At 68.1% G+C, this 18,697-nt stretch carries 18 protein-coding genes; 11 read left to right on the top strand and 7 right to left on the bottom strand.

All coding sequences use genetic code 11. The features are described 5' to 3' along the window. Positions 1-62: 62 nt before the first annotated feature. Entirely contained in the window at positions 63-1,025 is a 963-nt protein-coding gene (locus AU192_RS26040) for an antibiotic biosynthesis monooxygenase (RefSeq protein WP_423202730.1), read from the bottom strand. After that, positions 1,022-1,435, bottom strand: coding sequence for an Rv0361 family membrane protein (locus AU192_RS26035; RefSeq protein WP_064399824.1), 414 nt, complete (start codon positions 1,433-1,435; stop codon positions 1,022-1,024). The genes AU192_RS26040 and AU192_RS26035 overlap by 4 nt, the downstream gene beginning before the upstream one ends. A gap of 193 nt (positions 1,436-1,628) precedes the next feature. Here AU192_RS26035 and clpB point away from each other — a divergent pair, with 193 nt between their 5' ends. From clpB to nhaA, 7 genes are all read left to right on the top strand, one after another. Continuing rightward, entirely contained in the window at positions 1,629-4,199 is a 2,571-nt protein-coding gene (gene clpB / locus AU192_RS23005) for an ATP-dependent chaperone ClpB (protein WP_064399823.1), read from the top strand. Between the two features lie 155 nt (positions 4,200-4,354). After that, a complete protein-coding gene (gene ttfA / locus AU192_RS23000) occupies positions 4,355-5,170 on the top strand; it encodes a trehalose monomycolate transport factor TtfA (RefSeq protein WP_064399822.1) in 816 nt (271 codons plus the stop codon). Between the two features lie 42 nt (positions 5,171-5,212). After that, positions 5,213-5,986 carry an SDR family NAD(P)-dependent oxidoreductase gene (locus tag AU192_RS22995; protein ID WP_064399821.1) on the top strand — a complete coding sequence of 258 codons (774 nt, stop codon included), beginning with the start codon at positions 5,213-5,215 and terminating at the stop codon, positions 5,984-5,986. A 12-nt stretch (positions 5,987-5,998) separates the two neighbouring features. Beyond that, entirely contained in the window at positions 5,999-6,898 is a 900-nt protein-coding gene (locus tag AU192_RS22990; protein WP_064399820.1) for a hypothetical protein, read from the top strand. Then, on the top strand, positions 6,891-7,550 hold the full coding sequence (locus tag AU192_RS22985; RefSeq protein WP_064399819.1) for a TrmH family RNA methyltransferase: 660 nt from the start codon (positions 6,891-6,893) through the stop codon (positions 7,548-7,550). The genes AU192_RS22990 and AU192_RS22985 overlap by 8 nt, the downstream gene beginning before the upstream one ends. A 15-nt stretch (positions 7,551-7,565) precedes the next feature. Beyond that, positions 7,566-8,666 carry a glycoside hydrolase family 76 protein gene (locus AU192_RS22980; protein WP_064399818.1) on the top strand — a complete coding sequence of 367 codons (1,101 nt, stop codon included), beginning with the start codon at positions 7,566-7,568 and terminating at the stop codon, positions 8,664-8,666. Then, complete coding sequence (gene nhaA, locus AU192_RS22975) at positions 8,663-10,513, top strand: Na+/H+ antiporter NhaA (RefSeq protein ID WP_064399817.1); 1,851 nt, start codon at positions 8,663-8,665, stop codon at positions 10,511-10,513. Before AU192_RS22980 ends, nhaA begins: the two co-directional genes overlap by 4 nt. Here the strand turns inward: nhaA and AU192_RS22970 are convergent. Next, positions 10,510-11,253, bottom strand: coding sequence for a DedA family protein (locus AU192_RS22970; RefSeq protein WP_064399816.1), 744 nt, complete (start codon positions 11,251-11,253; stop codon positions 10,510-10,512). The two genes, nhaA and AU192_RS22970, sit on opposite strands and share 4 nt — an antisense overlap. 88 nt (positions 11,254-11,341) lie before the next feature. Here AU192_RS22970 and AU192_RS22965 point away from each other — a divergent pair, with 88 nt between their 5' ends. Both AU192_RS22965 and fbaA read left to right on the top strand, forming a co-directional pair. Continuing rightward, a complete protein-coding gene (locus AU192_RS22965; protein ID WP_064399815.1) occupies positions 11,342-12,355 on the top strand; it encodes an alcohol dehydrogenase catalytic domain-containing protein in 1,014 nt (337 codons plus the stop codon). Positions 12,356-12,403: 48 nt separating this feature from the next. Further along, positions 12,404-13,444, top strand: coding sequence for a class II fructose-bisphosphate aldolase (gene fbaA / locus AU192_RS22960; RefSeq protein WP_064399814.1), 1,041 nt, complete (start codon positions 12,404-12,406; stop codon positions 13,442-13,444). 48 nt (positions 13,445-13,492) lie between these two features. Here the strand turns inward: fbaA and AU192_RS22955 are convergent, their stop codons facing one another. Beyond that, positions 13,493-14,386 carry an Rv0361 family membrane protein gene (locus tag AU192_RS22955; RefSeq protein ID WP_064399813.1) on the bottom strand — a complete coding sequence of 298 codons (894 nt, stop codon included), beginning with the start codon at positions 14,384-14,386 and terminating at the stop codon, positions 13,493-13,495. A gap of 117 nt (positions 14,387-14,503) precedes the next feature. Between AU192_RS22955 and AU192_RS22950 the strand changes: the two genes are divergently transcribed. Then, positions 14,504-14,920 (top strand): DUF3151 domain-containing protein, encoded by a 417-nt coding sequence (locus AU192_RS22950; RefSeq protein ID WP_064399875.1) that lies wholly within the window; start codon positions 14,504-14,506, stop codon positions 14,918-14,920. On the opposite strand, the gene AU192_RS22945 is transcribed toward AU192_RS22950, so the two are convergent. The 3 genes from AU192_RS22945 to AU192_RS22935 form a co-directional block, all read right to left on the bottom strand. Then, positions 14,921-15,811 carry a cation diffusion facilitator family transporter gene (locus AU192_RS22945; protein ID WP_064399812.1) on the bottom strand — a complete coding sequence of 297 codons (891 nt, stop codon included), beginning with the start codon at positions 15,809-15,811 and terminating at the stop codon, positions 14,921-14,923. It lies immediately after the preceding gene. Positions 15,812-15,880: 69 nt separating this feature from the next. Further along, entirely contained in the window at positions 15,881-16,663 is a 783-nt protein-coding gene (locus tag AU192_RS22940) for a site-2 protease family protein (protein WP_064399811.1), read from the bottom strand. A 19-nt stretch (positions 16,664-16,682) separates the two neighbouring features. Continuing rightward, on the bottom strand, positions 16,683-17,285 hold the full coding sequence (locus AU192_RS22935; RefSeq protein ID WP_064399810.1) for a type 2 periplasmic-binding domain-containing protein: 603 nt from the start codon (positions 17,283-17,285) through the stop codon (positions 16,683-16,685). A 93-nt stretch (positions 17,286-17,378) separates the two neighbouring features. On the opposite strand from AU192_RS22935, the gene AU192_RS22930 reads away from it, so the two are divergent. Then, on the top strand, positions 17,379-18,674 hold the full coding sequence (locus tag AU192_RS22930; RefSeq protein ID WP_064399809.1) for an adenylosuccinate synthase: 1,296 nt from the start codon (positions 17,379-17,381) through the stop codon (positions 18,672-18,674). The last annotated feature ends 23 nt before the right edge of the window (positions 18,675-18,697 follow it).

The raw sequence follows: 18,697 nt of genomic DNA, 5'->3' as shown, positions 1-18,697 counted from the left end.
ATGCCCGCTGCCGGTGCGGTTCAACAGCGCCATGCGCGCGTCGCGGCGCGCCGGGATCGGTGTCAGTGCAAACGGTAGAAGACCACCGTCGCGAGGTGGAACGTCAGCGCCCAGAACAACATGACGATCGCCACGGTCGCGAGGCCCCGCGCGTTGGTCCGTGCCAGGGACGCGTCCGGCGGCGGACGCAGCCAGTGCTTCAGAAGTGGGTTCACGTAGTACGGCATGACTACGAAGCTGATGATCAAGCTGGACAACAGGTTTCCGATGAGCAGGTTCAACCACAACGGCAGGCGCAGCGGGGACAGGGCGATGGTGAGCAACATGACCGTCGGATACAGCCCGACCCACACCGCGATCGACGTCTTGAGATCCGAGGGTGGTGGGGCCGGTCTGCCGTGCTCGTCGAAGGCGAACCAGCTGCCGAACGAATTGTCGACGGTGCGCAGTTCGAAGTCGGAGAACCTCTCGCCCTCGGCAAGGAGTTCGCGCCGCTGTTTCGAGGCCAGCCAACGGTCGAGGTCGGCTGCGGTGTCGTAGCGGTAGATCGCGGTCCACTCGTCCTGTACCCCCGGAACGGGGCGGAACAGCTCGCTACCGCGAAAGCCGGGAAACGTGTTCTCGGCCAGGCGAAGTCGCTCTTGCCATGCGAGGAAATCGTCGACATCGTCGGCGCTGACCCGATGGCTGACGACCGCGGTCACCAGGGCATCGTCTGTCTTGGTGCGACTGCCGACGACCTGCTGGGTGGCCGGACCGTCGAAGTACTGCCGGCCCGCGCTCAGGGCGTCCTGTCGGGTGGCGCTGTTGAGCCAGGCCTGCAGGTGAGCGACCGAATCGAACCGGTAGACCACCACCCATTCGGGTTGAACGGCGGTGGGCGGGTTGACCTCGGCGCCGAGGAAGCCGGTGTACCGGGAGGCCTCGCGGTTGAGGTCGCGCTGCCACTTCTCGAACTCTTGCTCCTTGCCGGTGCGGACCCGCTGGCCGATGATGACCGTGGCGGCGTCGTCTGTCACGGTCAGATCGATCGCGCCGGGTGGTACCGGCAGGCCTTCCACTCGCCGCCCTCGCGCCGGAAGTCGATGTCGAAGGTCTTGGCGCTGGGCTGGTTCGCTGCGGCGAACCGCACCGTGGCGACGGCCGACGCCGCGGGTTCGCCCGCGACCGTCACCGAGCTGACCGAGATCCGGGTGGGACCGTCGGCCTTGCGGCTGGCGTACCACCCGTCCTCGAACCCCGCCGCCCCGCGCATCGGTGCACAGACGTATGCGGCGAACGAGTCGAAATCCGCCCGGTTGTACGAGCCGTTCATCCCGGCGAGGACCGCGCGGACCTGATCTTCGTCGCTGGCCGCGGACGCAGGCCCGGCCAGCACTGATGAGACAACTGCACTCAGCGCGAAGCCCGCGAGCACGGCGGTGGGGCGACGCATGGGACAAGCCTCGCTGATACAGCTGTGAAAACTGTGACAGCTGTGCGGCGTGTTGTTTGGGAAGCTGGTCGTGGCCGCGTCGGGAGCGCGGAAAATTGACTAGACTTGAGCGGAACAGACTCAACATTGACGGCGTTGAACTATCCGACAAGCATTTTCGCCAAGCTCACGTACCCACAGAAAGGGAGGTGTCGTGGACTCGTTCAACCCGACGACCAAGACGCAGGCGGCGCTGACCGCGGCATTGCAGGCAGCCACGTCCGCGGGCAACCCGCAGATCACGCCTGCGCACCTATTGATGGCTCTGCTGACCCAGAACGACGGCATTGCCGCACCCCTTCTCGAGGCCGTCGGCGTCGAACCCGCGACGATCCGCGCGGAAGCGCAGCGACTCCTCGACCGGCTACCCAGCGCCAGCGGCGCGGCGTCGCAGCCGCAGCTCGCTCCGCAGGCGCTGGCCGCGATCACCGCCGCCCAGAACCTGGCGACCGAGATGGACGACGAGTACGTCTCGACCGAACACCTGATGGTCGGGCTGGCCGGAGGGTTGGGCGGCTCGGCCGCCGCAGGCGACTCGGATACCGCGAAGCTGCTCAGCGGCCACGGCGCCTCCCCGCAGGCGCTGCGCGAGGCGTTCGTCAAGGTGCGCGGCAGCGCCCGCGTCACCAGCCCGGACCCCGAGGGCAGCTACCAGGCCTTGGAGAAGTACTCCGCCGATCTGACCGCAAGGGCCCGCGAGGGCAAGTTGGACCCGGTCATCGGGCGCGACACCGAGATTCGTCGCGTCGTGCAGGTGCTGTCCCGTCGCACCAAGAACAACCCGGTGCTGATCGGCGAGCCCGGCGTCGGCAAGACCGCGATCGTCGAGGGCCTGGCCCAGCGCATTGTGGCGGGCGACGTGCCGGAAAGCCTGCGCGACAAGACCGTCGTCAGCCTGGACCTGGGCTCGATGGTCGCCGGCTCGAAGTACCGCGGTGAGTTCGAGGAGCGGCTGAAGGCCGTGCTCGACGAGATCAAGAACTCGGCGGGTCAGATCATCACGTTCATCGACGAGCTGCACACGATCGTCGGCGCCGGCGCCACCGGCGAGGGTTCGATGGACGCAGGCAACATGATCAAGCCGATGCTGGCCCGCGGTGAGCTGCGCCTGGTCGGCGCGACCACGCTCGACGAGTACCGCAAGTACATCGAGAAGGACGCCGCGCTGGAGCGCCGCTTCCAGCAGGTCTATGTCGGTGAGCCGTCCGTCGAGGACACCGTGGGCATCCTGCGCGGGCTCAAGGACCGCTACGAGGTGCACCACGGTGTGCGCATCACCGACTCCGCGTTGGTGGCAGCCGCGACGCTGTCCGACCGCTACATCACCTCGCGGTTCCTGCCGGACAAGGCCATCGACCTGGTCGACGAGGCCGCGTCCCGGCTGCGCATGGAGATCGACTCGCGGCCCGTCGAGGTCGACGAGGTCGAGCGGCTGGTGCGCCGCCTCGAGATCGAGGAGATGGCGCTGTCGAAGGAAGAGGACGCCGCCTCCAAGGAGCGGCTGGAGAAGCTGCGCGGCGAACTGGCCGATAAGAAGGAGGAGCTGGCCCAACTAACCAGCAGGTGGCAGAACGAGAAGAACGCCATCGACATCGTCCGCGAGCTCAAGGAGCAGCTCGAGTCGCTGCGCGGCGAGGCCGACCGCGCCGAACGCGACGGCAACCTGGAGCGGGCCGCCGAACTGCGGTACGGCCGCATCCCCGAGGTGGAGAAGAAGCTCGACGCGGCGCTCCCGCACGCCGAGGCGCGCGAGGACGTCATGCTCAAGGAGGAGGTCGGACCCGACGACATCGCCGACGTGGTGTCGGCCTGGACCGGTATCCCCGCGGGCCGGATGCTCGAGGGCGAGACGGCCAAGCTGCTGCGCATGGAGGACGAGCTGGGCAAGCGCGTCGTCGGGCAGAAGAAGGCCGTGCAGGCTGTTTCTGATGCCGTGCGGCGCAGCCGCGCCGGTGTCGCCGACCCGAACCGACCGACGGGTTCGTTCATGTTCCTGGGCCCGACCGGTGTCGGTAAGACCGAGCTGGCCAAGGCGCTGGCGGAGTTCCTCTTCGACGACGAGCGCGCGATGGTCCGCATCGATATGAGCGAGTACGCCGAGAAGCACTCGGTGGCCCGCCTGGTCGGCGCGCCTCCCGGCTACGTCGGCTACGACCAGGGCGGTCAGCTGACCGAGGCGGTGCGGCGTCGCCCGTACACGGTGATCCTGTTCGACGAGATCGAGAAGGCCCACCCGGACGTGTTCGACGTGCTGTTGCAGGTGCTCGACGAGGGCAGGCTGACCGACGGCCAGGGCCGCACGGTCGACTTCCGCAACACGATCCTGATCCTGACGTCGAACCTGGGTGCCGGCGGTACCGAGGAGCAGGTGATGGCCGCCGTGCGCGGGGCGTTCAAGCCGGAGTTCATCAACCGGCTCGACGACGTGATCATCTTCGACGGGCTGAACCCCGAGGAGCTGGTGCACATCGTCGACATCCAGCTCGAGCAGCTGGCCAAGCGGTTGGAGCAGCGCAGGCTCACCCTCGAGGTGTCCCTACCCGCCAAGAAGTGGTTGGCCGAGCGCGGCTTCGACCCGCTCTACGGCGCCCGCCCGCTACGCAGGCTGATCCAGCAGGCGATCGGCGACCAGCTGGCCAAGCTGCTGCTGGCAGGCGACGTGCACGACGGCGACATCGTTCCGGTCAACCTCAGCGCCGACGGCGACTCACTGGTGCTGGGCTGACGCCCGTCGTTCCGCCGCGAAATTGCATTCCGGCAGCGAAATGTCGAGTAGACACCTGCTGGAATGCAATTTCGCGCGGCGGATATTGGCAGATGCCGGGTTGTGACCAGGATGAGTTCGGGATTCGGCGCCACCTGCACGTAGGCTAGAGCGCAATGGTCCCGCTTTGGTTCACGCTGTCCGCGCTCTGCTTCGTCGGTGCGGCCGTGCTGCTCTACGTCGACATCGACCGTCGACGCGGCTTGGGGCGTCGACGCAAGTCCTGGGCGAAGTCACACGGCTTCGACTACGAACACGAGTCGACCGACATCGTCCAACGCTGGAAGCGCGGCGTGATGTCGACGGTCGGCGAGGTCGCCGCGAAGAACGTGGTCCTCGGGCAGATCCGCGGCGAAGCGGTGTTCATCTTCGACCTCGAAGACGTCGCGACGGTGATCGCCCTGCACCGCAAGGTCGGCACCAACGTCGTCGTCGACCTGCGGCTCAAGGGCATCAAAGAGCCGCGAGAGAACGACATCTGGCTGCTCGGGGCGATCGGCCCGCGCATGGTCTACTCCACCAATCTCGATGCCGCCCGACGTGCGTGCGACCGGCGGATGGTGACATTCGCCCACACCGCCCCCGACTGTGCCGAAATCATGTGGAACGAGGAGCACTGGACGCTGGTCTCCATGCCGGTGACCAGCACGCGCGCGCAGTGGGACGAGGGTCTGCGCACCGTGCGCCAGTTCAACGACCTTCTGCGCGTCCTGCCGCCGACCCCACAGGCCATGGCGCAGGGCAGCCAGGGCGCGCTGGCCCGGCGAAGCGGGTCGCCCAGCCGCCCGCTCACCCCGTCCGGCCGCGAACCGGCACCGGGCGTCGACGCTCCGGCCCGCCCCGAGGCGCGCTACCCCCAGCAGCCGCCCCGGCCCGACGCACGGCGTCAACCGCCGCGCAACGGACGGCAGTCACCGCACTATCAGCGGTAAGTGGCGCCCGGAGCTCGCGACCGGGGGAAGTAGCCTGAAGCCATGTCTCGCCCCGTCGCCCTGATCACCGGACCGACGTCCGGCATCGGCGCGGGCTTTGCGCGCAGGTTCGCCCGCGACGGCTACGATCTCGTGCTCGTAGCACGCGACGCGACCAGGCTCGAGCGCCTTGCCGCCGAACTGCGCGACGGCGGTGCGGCCGTCGAGGTGCTCACCGCCGACCTGGCCGAGGCCGCCGACCGCGCCAAGGTGGCCGACCGGCTCGCCGCGGGTGTTCAGGTGCTGGTCAACAACGCCGGTTTCGGAACGTCCGGCGAGTTCTGGAGCGCGGACTACTCACTGTTGCAATCGCAGCTCGACGTCAACGTCACCGCCGTCATGCAGCTGACGCACGCGGCGCTGCCCCCGATGCTGGACGCCGCGCGCGGCACGGTGATCAACGTCGCGAGCGTCGCCGGCCTGGTACCCGGCCGCGGGTCGACGTATTCGGCCTCCAAGTCCTGGGTGGTCGCATTCTCCGAAGGACTCGCCAACGGCCTGGGCGGCACCGGCGTCGGAGTGCACGCGCTGTGCCCGGGCTTCGTGCGCACCGAGTTCCACCAGCGGGCGGGCATCGACATGGACGGCACACCGTCGTGGTTCTGGCTCGAGGTCGACGACGTGGTTCGCGAGACGATGGCCGCCGTCGCGAAGGGGAAGGTCGTGATCATCCCCGGTGTGCAGTACAAGGTGCTCACCACCGCAGGACGGGTGGTGCCGCGAAACCTGGTGCGCGCCATGACCAAAGTCGTGGGCCGAGGCCGTGGTCGGACATAGGGCACCGCGTACGTGCGTGCGCTGATCGCGGCGCTGACCGCGATCGTCGTCGTCGCGGCATCGGCATGCTCCACAGACGATGCGTCGATTCGCCCCTACGGCGCGCAGACCGCCACCATCGGCGAATCCCTTGCCACACTGGGCTGGAACATGTCGATATCGAACCTGCGCTTCGACGGCGACTACGTGCTGTTCGACGTCGACGCGTCACCGGCGGATGCCGACGGGCCGCACGCCAAGCCGGAAGACATCCGGTTCGGCCTGTACGGCGCGCTCGCGCACCCGATCGAGGCCAACGGTATCGGAAGCTGTCGCGATGCGACCAACCTTGAGCTGCAACCACTCTCGGCCCCCACGCCCGACCGCCTCACCGGCACGGTCTGCATAGGGCCCGCGCGTGACCAGGTGCAGGTGCGCGGCGTGTACGCCTACTCGCCGCGCGACCGGACACCGGGCACCACCGTCGCCCACCCCGCGGCCTTCCCCGTCGGACTGCCCGCGGTCAGGGACACCGACACCGGATTGTCGATCCGCACCACGAGCCTGGATGCCTTCCGCGCCGACGGCGCCATGCTCGCCCCGGCGGCGCTGGGCGACCCGAACGCGTTCACCGGAAACGGCTACATGCTGATCGGTCTCGAGATCAGCGGTGTGGCAGAGCAATACCGCGAGGTCTCGCAGCAGCGGGGTGGGCCGGCGATGGTGCTGGTGTCGCCGACACTGCCGGCGCCCGGGCTGAGCCACGCATGCGACGTCTACGGCGCCTCGGTGTTGGTGCTTCCCGATGCCTCCCGCGACGCCGTCCAGGTGCGGGCGTCGCTGTGCACCCAGGGCGAGATCAACAAGGCGCTGCTGTACGCGACCGTTTCGCTCGTCGGTACCCACGCCGCGCTCTGGACGAAGGATGACTGACCCACCGGAACCCGAAGTCGCCGGCCCCACCGAATGGGGCGAGGCGCCCGGCGTCGGCCCGTGGCAGGGGCCCCCGCCCGACGACCCGCGCTACGACCCGGGCTTGCTCCGTGACGGGGACACCCGCAATGTCGTTGACGCGTACCGCTATTGGACACGCGAAGCGATCATCGCCGACATCGACGAGCGCAGGCACGCCCTGCACATCGCGATCGAGAACTTCGGCAACGACGCCAACATCGGCGCGGTCGTGCGCACCGCGAACGCGTTCGCCGTCGACACCGTGCACATCGTCGGCAGGCGACGGTGGAACCGTCGCGGCGCGATGGTGACCGACCGTTACCAACGGCTGCGTCACCACGACACCACCGCCGCGCTGCTCGCCCACGCGGCCGACGCCGGCCTGACGGTCGTCGCCGTCGACAACATCCCGGGGGCGGTGCGCATCGAAACCACCCCGCTGCCGCGCGACTGCCTGCTGGTCTTCGGCCAGGAGGGGCCGGGGATCACCCCCGAGGCGAGGGCCGGCGCCGCCATGACCGTGTCCATCGCCCAGTTCGGGTCGACACGCAGCATCAACGCCGGCGTCGCCGCAGGTATCGCGATGCACACCTGGATCACCCAACACGGGGACCTTTCGGCGGCCTGGTAGGGCAGGATCGACACCATGGATCAGCTCTGGGCCAACCGCGCAGCCAGCGCTGAGGCCGCGATCGCCACCCGACACATCAGACGGCTGTGGGGCCTGCCGGGCACTCAACTGGGCGTCGTCGCCTGGCCCGCGACGCGGCAGCACCGGCTGTTCGGGACATGGCACTACTGGTGGCAGGCGCATTTGCTCGACAACCTCGTCGACGCCCAACTGCGCGACCCCCGGCCCGACCGGCAAACGGCGATCGCGCGCCAGATCCGCGCACACCGGTTGCGCAACAACTTCTCGTGGGTCAACGACTACTACGACGACATGGCGTGGCTGGCGCTGGCGCTCGAACGCGCGACCGCGCTCGCATCCGTCGAGCGGCCCAAGGCGCTGAAGAAACTCTCCGAGCAGTTCATGAACGCGTGGGTGCCCGAAGACGGCGGCGGCATCCCCTGGCGCAAACAGGACCAGTTCTTCAACGCGCCCGCCAACGGCCCGGCCGCGATCTTCCTGGCCCGCTACGACCGATTGCGCCGGGCGCAGCAGATGTCGGACTGGCTCGACGAAACCCTGATCGACCCGGACACCCACCTCGTGTTCGACGGCATCAAGGGCGGCTCGCTCGTGCGCGCGCAGTACACGTACTGCCAAGGCGTGGTGCTGGGGCTGGAAACGGAACTGGCGGCGCGCACCGACGACCCCGAGCACGCCGCCCGGGTGCACCGGTTGACCGCCGCGGTCGCCGAACACATGGCGGTCGACGGCGTCATCAAGGGCGCAGGCGGTGGCGACGGTGGCCTGTTCAACGGCATCCTTGCCCGCTATCTCGCGCTCGTCGCGACCACGCTGCCGCAGAACGGCGAAGACGACGCGGCGGCCCGAGACACCGCCCGCTCGCTGGTGCTGGCCTCCGCGGAGGCGGCATGGCAAAACCGCCAGGTGATCGACGGGCTGCCGCTGTTCAGCGCATTCTGGGACCGCTCCGCCGAGATCCCCACCGCCACAGGCGAGCAGGCACAGTTCGTCGAGGGCGCGGTCAACGCCTCCGAGGTGCCCGAGCGCGACCTGTCGGTGCAGCTGGCGGGCTGGATGCTGATGGAAGCCGCCCACGCGGTGGCGGGGGAGTGAGTACCGAAGCCGGTCTACGCATCGCCCGCGTGCTGCCCGCCCGGTTCAGCGCCGGCACCAAAGCGGCCAAGACCGGGGAGAACGCCGCGGCAGGTCTGCTGCTGATCTTCACCCTCGCGGCGCTGCTGTGGGCGAATTCGCCGTGGGCGCACAGCTATTGGACGCTGCTGGACACCCATGTCGGGTTCACCTTCGCCGAGCACCGCTTCGAGCTGACCGTCAAGCATCTGATCAACGACGGTCTGATGGCGTTCTTCTTCTTCATCGTCGGCCTCGAGGTCAAGCACGAGTTCGCCATCGGCGAGCTCACCGATCGGGCCAGGGCCGCCGTACCTGTGGTGGCGGCGTTCGCCGGCCTGGTGGTGCCCGCCGCGATCTTCTTGTTGATCAACCCATCCGGACAGGACGCGCAGGCGTGGGGTGTGGTGATCTCCACCGACACCGCGTTCTTGATCGGCGCGCTGGCAATCATCAAACCCAAGTTCCCGGCCCGGCTGCGGATCTTCCTGCTCACTCTGGCCGTCGTCGACGACGTCGGTGCACTGTGCGTGATCGCCCTGTTCTACTCCGATCGCATCGACGTTGTGCCGCTTGTGGTCTCGCTGGCGCTGATTGCGACGATCGCGGTGGTGCGCTTCATGCCCGCCGGCCGGGGACCGGCCTACGCCGTGCTCGGCTTCTCCCTGTGGGTGAGCCTGTACATGGCCGGTGTGCACCCGACGCTGGCCGGCGTGGCGGTGGCCCTGTTGATTCCGGTGTTCTCGCCCGAGCGCAGCCAGGTCGAGGAGGTCGTCGCGCGTATCCGGGCGTTCCGGCAGTCGCCGAACTCCCGCTATGCCCGCGAGGTGACTCGCGGTCTGCGCGACAGTATCTCGATCAACGAGCGGCTTCAGACGAGCGTGGGCCCGTATGTGTCCTTCCTGGTGCTGCCGCTGTTCGCGTTGGTCAACGCCGGTGTCCAACTCGACGCCCAGACTGTCACGGCGGCGTTACGCTCACCGCTGACCTGGGGTGTCGTCGCCGGTCTGGTGGTCGGCAAGTTCATCGGCATCACCGCCGCGACATGGATCATGCAGCGAAGCGGAGTCGGTGAACTGGCGCCGGGCCTCACCCTGCGCCGGATCGCCGGCGGTGCCGCGCTGTCCGGAATCGGCTTCACCATCTCGCTTTTCATCGTCGACATCGCGGTCGACGATCCGAGCCGTCGAGAACAGGCCATCATCGGCGTGCTTCTCGCATCGGTGATCGCCTTCTTCCTCGGCTGGTTGATCTTCCGGATCACCGACCGGCTCAGCCCGCCGGACCCGGTCGGACTCAAACTGTTGCGGCCGATCGACCCGGACCGGGACCACATCGCCGGCGAACCCGACGCCCCGCTGACGTTGGTGGAGTACGGCGACTTCGAGTGTCCCTTCTGCAGCCGCGCGACCGGGGCCATCGACGAGGTGCGCGAGCACTTCGGCGCCGAACTGCGCTACGTGTGGCGCCACCTACCGCTGGAGCGCGTCCATCCCCGCGCCTTCGATGCCGCACGGGCCAGCGAGGCCGCCGCGCTGCAGGGCAGGTTCTGGGAGATGGCCCACGAACTGTTCGGCCACCAGGACGACCTGGAGTGGTCCGACATCTATCGCTACGCCGTGGCCGCGGGTTGCGATATCGAGCGATTCGACCAGGACGTGCGGGTGCACTCGTCGACGGTCTACCACCACGTTCAGGACGACGCCCAGGACGCTGAGTTGATGGACCTGAACTCGACGCCGACCTTCTTCATCAACGGCAAACGGCACAAGGGTCCGTGGGACGCCGCCAGCCTGATCCGCGCGCTCGAAAACAGCCGAGCCCGCTAGCCCGGCTGCTCCCCGGAGGTGGAGTCGAGCGGGGGCGCGGCGATCCCGGCCCGTTTGGCCGCGCGCCGCCGCTTGTACCACTCGATGAACATCGGCAGCACCGAGATCACGACGATCGCGATCACGATCGGCTCGAGCAGCTTCTGCACGGTTTCGAACCGGCCGAGCCAATATCCGAGCAGGGTCAGGCCGACACCCCACACGACGGCGCCGACCACGTTGAACAACGTGAACACCGGATAGCTCATCCGGGCCGCGCCCGCCGTCAGCGGGGCGAGCGTGCGGACGATCGGCACGAAGCGGGCGATGACGATCGCGAACGGTCCGCGCTGCTCGAAGAACACGTGCGCCTCTTCGAGGTACTTCTGTTTCAGGATCCGTGCATCGGGTTTGAACATCGCGGTGCCGATGTTGCGCCCGATCCAGTAGCCGACCTGACCGCCCAGCACCGCGGCGATGGGGATGAACAGCAGCAACTGCCAGAGCTGGAAGTTGATGACCTCGCCGCCGCCTTCGGCCAGCGCGGCCGTGCCCGCGGCCAACATGCCCGCGACGAACAGCAGCGAATCGCCAGGCAGGATCGGGAACAACACCCCGGACTCGACGAAGATGACGACCAGCAGCCCGACCAGCGCCCACGTGCCGAAGTAGCCCAGCAGCGTCATCGGGTCGAGGAAGTCCGGCATCAGCGCCAGGTGGTCGGTCGCCGCAAGCGCCATCGACGGTGTGGGGGTGGTCATGGCTCCCCAAGATACCGGCGCCGCTCCCGAGCCCCACGTGCGCGCGCAGGGGATGCGTACACCGGTGCTGCGTCACTAATGTCTGCCTATGCCCACTCACAAGGCGGTTCTCGTTGAATCCGTCGGCGGTCCCCTCACCCTGACCGACGTCGAAACCACCTCCCCGCCGCCGCTGCACGTGCGCATCGCCGTCGTCGCGTGCGGCGTGTGCGGTACCGACCATGGCTTCGTTACCGGCGGATTTCCCGGCCTGAACTGGCCGATCACGTTGGGCCACGAGATCGCCGGGACGATCGCCGAGGTCGGCGAGGGCGTCGAGGACTTCGCGGTCGGTGACCGGGTGGCCGTCGGATGGTTCGGCGGCAACTGCAACCGATGTGTGCCGTGCCGCAAGGGCCAGTTCATGCAGTGCGAGCGCATGCAGGTGCCGAGCTGGCACTATCCGGGCGGCTACGCCGAATCGGTCACCGCGCCCGTCACCGCGCTGGCCCGCATCCCCGAGGGGTTGTCGTTCGCCGAGGCCGCCCCGATGGGCTGTGCGGGCGTCACCACCTTCAACGGGCTGCGTCAGACCAAAGCCAAGTCCGGTGACCTCGTCGCCGTGCTCGGCGTCGGCGGCCTCGGTCACCTCGGTGTGCAGTTCGCCAGGGCGATGGGTTTCGAGACGGTGGCGATCGCCCGCGGTGCGGACAAGGAGGCCGACGCCCGCGAACTCGGCGCTCACCACTACATCGACTCCAAGGCCGTCGACGTCGCCGCGGCGCTCAAGGACCTCGGCGGTGCGGCCGTGGTGCTGGCGACGGCGGCGAATTCACAGGCGATGGCCGATACCGTGGGCGGGCTGGCGGCCCAGGGTGAACTCGTCATCATCGGCGTCACCGCCGACCCGTTGCCGATCGCCCCGGTCCAGCTGATCACCGACGGTCTGAGCGTCAGCGGCCATCCGTCGGGCACCTCGCGTGACGTCGAGGAAACGATGCACTTCGCGGTGCAGAGCGGGGTGCGCGCCCGGATCGAGCAGCGCCCGCTGGCCGAGGCCGCCGAGGCCTACGCCGCAATGGAGGAGGGCCGGGCCCGATACCGCATGGTCTTGACCATGTGAGCCGGGCGTCGCGGTGGGATAATCGCCGAAACGGCGAGAGGACGGCCCATGCCCATCGCAACGCCCGAGCTGTACGCGCAGATGCTCGACCGGGCCAAGGAGCACGGTTACGCGTTCCCGGCCATCAACTGCACGTCATCGGAATCCGTGAACGCGGCCATCAAGGGCTTCGCCGACGCCGGCAGTGACGGGATCATCCAGTTCTCAACCGGCGGAGCGGAATTCGCGTCGGGCCTCGGGGTCAAGGACATGGTCACCGGTGCGGTTGCGCTCGCCGAGTTCGCTCACGTCATCGCCGACAGGTATCCGATCACCGTGGCATTGCACACCGACCACTGTCCCAAGGACAAGCTCGACACCTACGTCCGGCCGCTGCTGGCCATCTCGCAGCAACGGATTTCCGACGGTGGGCAGCCGTTGTTCCAGTCGCACATGTGGGACGGCTCGGCGGTCCCGCTCGACGAGAACCTCGAGATCGCACGCGAACTGCTCAAGGACGCCGCCGCGGCGAAGATCGTGCTGGAGATCGAGATCGGTGTGGTCGGCGGCGAGGAGGACGGCGTCGCCAACGAGATCAACGACAAGCTCTACACCACCGCCGAGGATTTCGAGAAGACCGTCGAGGTGCTCGGTGCAGGCGAACACGGCAGGTACCTGCTGGCCGCGACGTTCGGCAACGTGCACGGCGTGTACAAACCGGGCAACGTCAAACTCCGGCCCGAAATCCTCGACGAGGGGCAGAAGGTCGCCGCGGCCAAACTTGGATTATCCTCGGAGGCAAAGCCTTTCGACTTCGTCTTCCACGGCGGTTCTGGCTCGCTGAAGTCCGAGATCGAGGATGCGTTGCGCTACGGCGTCGTGAAGATGAACGTCGACACCGACGCCCAGTACGCGTTCACCCGGCCGGTGGCCGCGCACATGTTCACCAACTACGACAAGGTGTTGAAGATCGACGGGGAGGTCGGCGACAAGAAGGCCTACGATCCGCGCAGCTACCTGAAGAAGGCGGAGGCCTCGATGAGCGAACGCGTCGTCGAGGCGTGCCGCGATCTGCACAGCGCGGGCCGTTCGGTCACCGCCGCCGCGTGATTTCGGTGTAGTTGGTTACGGTCGGCGCGACGAACTACACCGAACTCGCTATTGCGGCGCCTGGCAGATCTTCCACTGGTCGTCGCGGAATTCCAGGTCGAAGCTGCGCGTCGACCGGGTCTGGGGCGCGTAGGCCATGAACGCGGTCACGTTCGCCTCGGCGTGGTCACCGTTGATCACCACCTGGTCGATGCTGGCGACCACCGGATATTGCTTTGCGGCGGCGACCCGTTCGTGGATCTCCTCCCACGTCTTGTCGTCGTATCTGACGTAGCTGTCGCGCTTGCTGCCGCAGGTGATACTGCGCAACTTCGCCAGGTCGCCGCTCTGAATCGCGGTGTCGAACTCCTCGATGGTGTTGCGGACCATCTCCTCCTGCGACGCCCCCGGATCCGAGTCCCGGGTCAACAACACGGTGCCGAGTACCGCGATCGCCACCAGCGCGGCGATGACCAGCACCACGGCCACCACCCACCCCCAGCTGCGGCGTTGCTGCGGAGGTCCGGGAGCGTCACCACGCGGCGGAATAACCTGTGGGGCAACGGGTTTCTGCTCTCCTGCGCCGCCGGGAGAGGAGAACACCTCGGTGGCCGGTTCCGCCGGCGTGTCGATCTTCTGGGTCGTGCCCGCATCGAATCCGGAGGGCGCGGTGAATCGGCGCTCACCCTGCTCGGCGCCCGGCACCGACTCGGTGTGCGGTTGAGCGGTCGACATCACCTCGGTCGCGGGCTCGTGATCGGCGTGCGGTTCGATCACCTCGGTGGCCGCGTCGGCGTCGTGAACCTCGCGGGTCTCGTCGGCCCGCGAATCGTCGTCAGCGGAGTCGGCGGGCCGAGCATCGTCGCTTTCGGGTGTTTCGGGGTTCTCGGAGGCGTCAACGTCCGAGGCGTCCGACCCTTCCGGACCATCTTCCGGCTGGTCAGGCCCTGATGGATTCGACATGCCTGTTACGGTCCTCCCTTACGACGCTACGGCCGGAAGCTTAGTCACCGCTGCCCAGTCCGCGCTCGGACCCCGTGCGGCGCCGCCCGCAGCGGCGCGCACGGCACAATGGGGGCCATGACAGGGATGGGTGATCTTCTGGGGCCGGATCCGGTGCTGCTGCCCGGCGACAGCGACGCCGAAGCCGAACTCGCCGCCGGGGAAAAGCCCGCGATCGTGGCGGCCGCGCATCCCTCCGCGTCGGTCGCATGGGCGACGCTGGCCGAGGACGCGCTCTCCGACGACAGGGCGATCACCGCCTACGCCTATGCGCGCACCGGCTATCACCGCGGGCTGGATCAGTTGCGCCGCAACGGCTGGAAGGGCTTCGGTCCCGTGCCCTACCGTCACGAACCCAACCGCGGATTTCTGCGCTGTGTCGCGGCGCTGGCCCGTGCGGCCGACGCGATCGGGGAGACCGACGAGAACCAGCGCTGCCTGGACCTGCTCGACGACTGCGATCCGTCGGCGCGGGCCGAACTCGGGCTCGCCTGACTATTCCGCTTCGCAGTTGCAGTCCCCGGTGCCGTCGCCGGGTTCCACCTGAACCGTCGCATGATCCAGACCGCGTTCGGTCAGCACGGCACGCGCATCATCGAGCACGAGCGCCGAATCGCGGTTGCTGGTCAGATGCGCGGTGACCATGTCCTTGCCCGGCACCAGGGTCCACACGTGCAGATCGTGCACATCGGTCACGCCCTCGACCGCGCACAGGGCGGTCCGCAACTCCTCGACGTCGATGTGAGCGGGCGACGACTCCGACAAGATCCGCAAGGCGGCCCGCGCCAGTGCGAACGCCCGCGGCAACACCCACAGCGCGACGAACACCGCGACCACGACGTCGGCGTACGGCCAGCCCGTCGTGACCGTGACGATGCCGGCGATCAGCACGCCGATGCTGCCGACGGTGTCGGCGACGACCTCCATGTAGGCGCCCTTGACGGCCAGGCTCGTCTCGGAGTGCGAGCGCAGCAGCAGCACGACCGCGGCGTTGGCCACCAGCCCCGCCAATGCCACGACGATCATCGGCACACCGGGGACCTCGGGGGCGTCCCCGATCCGTTCGATCGCCTCGATGAGGATGAACGCCGCGACGCCGAGTAGCAGCACCGCGTTGGCCACGGCGGTGAACACTTCGGCGCGGTGCCAGCCGTACGTGCGGGCGGGGGAGGTGCTGCCCCTGCGGGCGAGCAGCACCGCGGTCAGGCCCATGAACATCGCGACCAGATCGGTCAGCATGTGGCCGGCGTCCGCCAACAGCGCGATGGAGTTGATCATCAGCGCCGTGACGAGCTCGATCACGAAGAAGGCGGTCAGGATCGCCGCGGCGACCGCCATCCGGCTGACCCGGGTGTCGCCTCTGCTGTGATCGTGACCGGCACCCATGCCAGCAATATATGCGGAAAGACGCATATGTTGCAAGGAGGTGGCCGGCCGGCGCTCATCGCGGCGGGATCAGAACCAGGCCGACCAGAACCGGGTCAGATCGCTGCCCAGCCACACCAGCGGGCGCGGCACGCCCGTGAAGTCGAAGAACCACAGCACCACCTGCCAGAACCACGTGTTGAGTCCGGGGGTGAAGAGCAGCAGCAGCAAGACCAGCAGGCCCCACTGCTTGGCCGGAGCCACCGCTCGCTGGGTCTGCGGGCTCAGGTGCGGTTCGAGCGCGCCGTACCCGTCCAGTCCGGGTACCGGCAGCATGTTCAGCACGAACGCGGTGACCTGGAGGAAGCCCAGGAACGCCATGCCGGCCCAGAAGACGCCGTGCGCGGGGTTGTAAAGCACGCTCGTCAGCACCAGCAGCAGCACCGCAAACACCAGGTTGGTGGACGGTCCCGCAAGGCTGACCAGTGTGCGCTGGCGTCGGGTCATCCAGCCGGTGTGGACATACACCGCCCCGCCGGGCAGGCCGATCCCGCCGATCGCGATGATCGCGACCGGTAGCCCGATCGACAACAGTGGGTTGGAGTACTTGAGCGGGTTGAGCGTGAGGTAGCCGCGCACCGCGACGTCGCGGTCGCCGAACCGCCATGCGGTGTAGGCGTGCGCGAACTCATGCACGCACAGCGACACCAACCAGCCCGCGATCACGAACGTGAACACCCCGACATAGGCCAGCGGTCGCGAGATCTCCGTCGCGCACACCCATGCCAGTACGCCGCCAGCCACGGTGGCCGCCACGATCGCCAGGAACACCGGGCTGGGCCGCACCGACTGGTGCAGCGGACGAACGCTCACAGGTCGAAGCTACCCGAGGTCAGCGCACCCGCAGCCAGCCTTCGGTGTGCCGGTAGAACGTCGAGCGCTTCACCGGACGGGCCGCCTTGACGCCGTCGCGGACCACGATGGCGCCGGTGGTGCCGAGCTGGGCCGCCCGTCCCGTCACCCACCGTTGCGGCCGCATGCGACGCGACAACACGGCCGCGCGGAGTCCGGGCATCGTCGGTATCGGTTCGATGCGCACTCCGGTCGCCGTTCCGTCGAAGAGCACCTCGTCGTCGACCACGGCCTCGCCGATCAGCTCGGCGGGCGGCGAGCCCTTTTCGAGCTCGCTCTCACCGAGCCAGAACGCGGCGCCGACAAGCGCGGCTCCCCGGTCGTCACGGATGAGCGGCACCCGCGTGGCACCGCCGCGCAGTGCCCGGCGCGCGTGCCACGGCCTGCGCACGTGGGCCACCTCGACACCGAGCCGATCGGTGCGCAGCAGTCGGGTCAGCACCGTCGCCACATCGGCCTCGGAGCCGACGACGACGAGGCGACGGCAGGGGGTATCCGGTGTCTCGGCAACCGGCAGGCCGCGCAGCGCGGCCGGTATCCGACGTCGGCCGAAACGCAACACCACGACCTCAGCGGTGCTCAAGTTCGGCTCCTCGCAAGTTGCTGGGATAGGGTGTCTCACCGGCTGCAACAAGGTTTTGGGTGCAAGGGTAGCCGGAATTGCGAGGACCAAGTCATGCCGGCAATCGTGCTCATCGGCGCGCAATGGGGCGACGAGGGCAAAGGTAAAGCCACCGACCTGCTCGGTGGACGCGTCCAGTGGGTGGTGCGCTACCAGGGCGGCAACAACGCCGGCCACACCGTCGTACTGCCGACCGGTGAGAACTTCGCCCTGCACCTGATCCCGTCGGGCATCCTCACCCCGGGCGTGACCAACGTCATCGGCAACGGCGTGGTGGTCGACCCAGGGGTGCTGCTCACCGAACTGCAGGGACTCGTCGACCGCGGCGTGGACACCGAGCGCCTGCTGATCTCCGCCGACGCACACCTTCTGATGCCGTATCACGTCGCGATCGACAAGGTCGTCGAGCGGTATGCGGGCAGCAAGAAGATCGGCACCACCGGCCGCGGTATCGGCCCCTGCTACCAGGACAAGATCGCCCGGATCGGCATCCGCATGGCCGACGTGCTGGACCCCGCGTTGCTGGCCGAGAAGATCGAGGCCGCACTGGACTTCAAGAACCAGGTGCTGGTCAAGGTCTACAACCGCAAGGCGCTCGACGCCGCCGAGGTGGTCGACAGCCTGCTCAACCAGGCCGAGGGTTTCATGCATCGCATCGCCGACACCCGCTATCTGCTCAACACGGCGCTGGAGAACGGCGAGACGGTGCTGCTCGAGGGCTCTCAGGGCACCCTGCTCGACGTGGACCACGGCACGTATCCCTATGTGACGTCGTCGAATCCGACGGCCGGTGGCGCCGCGGTGGGGTCGGGCATCGGGCCCACCCGGATCACCACGGTGCTCGGAATCCTCAAGGCCTATACGACGCGCGTCGGCTCGGGTCCGTTCCCCACTGAGCTGTTCGACGAAAAGGGCGAGTACCTGTCCAAGACCGGTGGCGAGTTCGGCGTGACGACCGGCCGGCGACGCAGGTGCGGTTGGTTCGACGCCGTCATCGCCCGATATGCCACCAGGGTCAACGGCATCACCGATTACTTCCTCACCAAACTCGACGTGCTGTCCAGCCTGGAGACCGTGCCGGTGTGTGTCGGATACCGGGTGCACGGCCGGCGTCTGGACGACATGCCGATGACCCAGTCCGAGATCGCGCTTGCCGAGCCGATTTACGAAGAGCTGCCCGGTTGGTGGGAGGACATCTCCGGAGCGCGCGAGTTCGACGACCTGCCCGCCAAGGCGCGCGACTACGTACTGCGGGTCGAAGAGCTTGCCGGGGCGCATGTTTCGTGTATCGGCGTGGGCCCGGGCAGAGACCAGACGATCGTGCGTCGCGATATCCTGGCCCAGCCGTGAGGTGGGGGCACCGCCCGCTTGCG

Origin of the sequence: Mycobacterium lehmannii, from assembly GCF_001499925.1 — a bacterium.
Lineage (GTDB): Bacteria > Actinomycetota > Actinomycetes > Mycobacteriales > Mycobacteriaceae > Mycobacterium > Mycobacterium lehmannii.
This window is presented reverse-complemented; position numbering and strand designations above follow the sequence as displayed.

Coding starts and splice junctions, on each gene's coding strand:
- AU192_RS26035 (WP_064399824.1), bottom strand. CDS start 1,435: ATGCGTCGCCCCACCGCCGTGCTCGCGGGCTTCGCGCTGAGTGCAGTT.
- ttfA (WP_064399822.1), top strand. CDS start 4,355: ATGGTCCCGCTTTGGTTCACGCTGTCCGCGCTCTGCTTCGTCGGTGCG.
- AU192_RS22995 (WP_064399821.1), top strand. CDS start 5,213: ATGTCTCGCCCCGTCGCCCTGATCACCGGACCGACGTCCGGCATCGGC.
- AU192_RS22985 (WP_064399819.1), top strand. CDS start 6,891: ATGACTGACCCACCGGAACCCGAAGTCGCCGGCCCCACCGAATGGGGC.
- AU192_RS22980 (WP_064399818.1), top strand. CDS start 7,566: ATGGATCAGCTCTGGGCCAACCGCGCAGCCAGCGCTGAGGCCGCGATC.
- AU192_RS22970 (WP_064399816.1), bottom strand. CDS start 11,253: ATGACCACCCCCACACCGTCGATGGCGCTTGCGGCGACCGACCACCTG.
- AU192_RS22965 (WP_064399815.1), top strand. CDS start 11,342: ATGCCCACTCACAAGGCGGTTCTCGTTGAATCCGTCGGCGGTCCCCTC.
- fbaA (WP_064399814.1), top strand. CDS start 12,404: ATGCCCATCGCAACGCCCGAGCTGTACGCGCAGATGCTCGACCGGGCC.
- AU192_RS22955 (WP_064399813.1), bottom strand. CDS start 14,386: ATGTCGAATCCATCAGGGCCTGACCAGCCGGAAGATGGTCCGGAAGGG.
- AU192_RS22950 (WP_064399875.1), top strand. CDS start 14,504: ATGACAGGGATGGGTGATCTTCTGGGGCCGGATCCGGTGCTGCTGCCC.
- AU192_RS22945 (WP_064399812.1), bottom strand. CDS start 15,811: ATGGGTGCCGGTCACGATCACAGCAGAGGCGACACCCGGGTCAGCCGG.
- AU192_RS22930 (WP_064399809.1), top strand. CDS start 17,379: ATGCCGGCAATCGTGCTCATCGGCGCGCAATGGGGCGACGAGGGCAAA.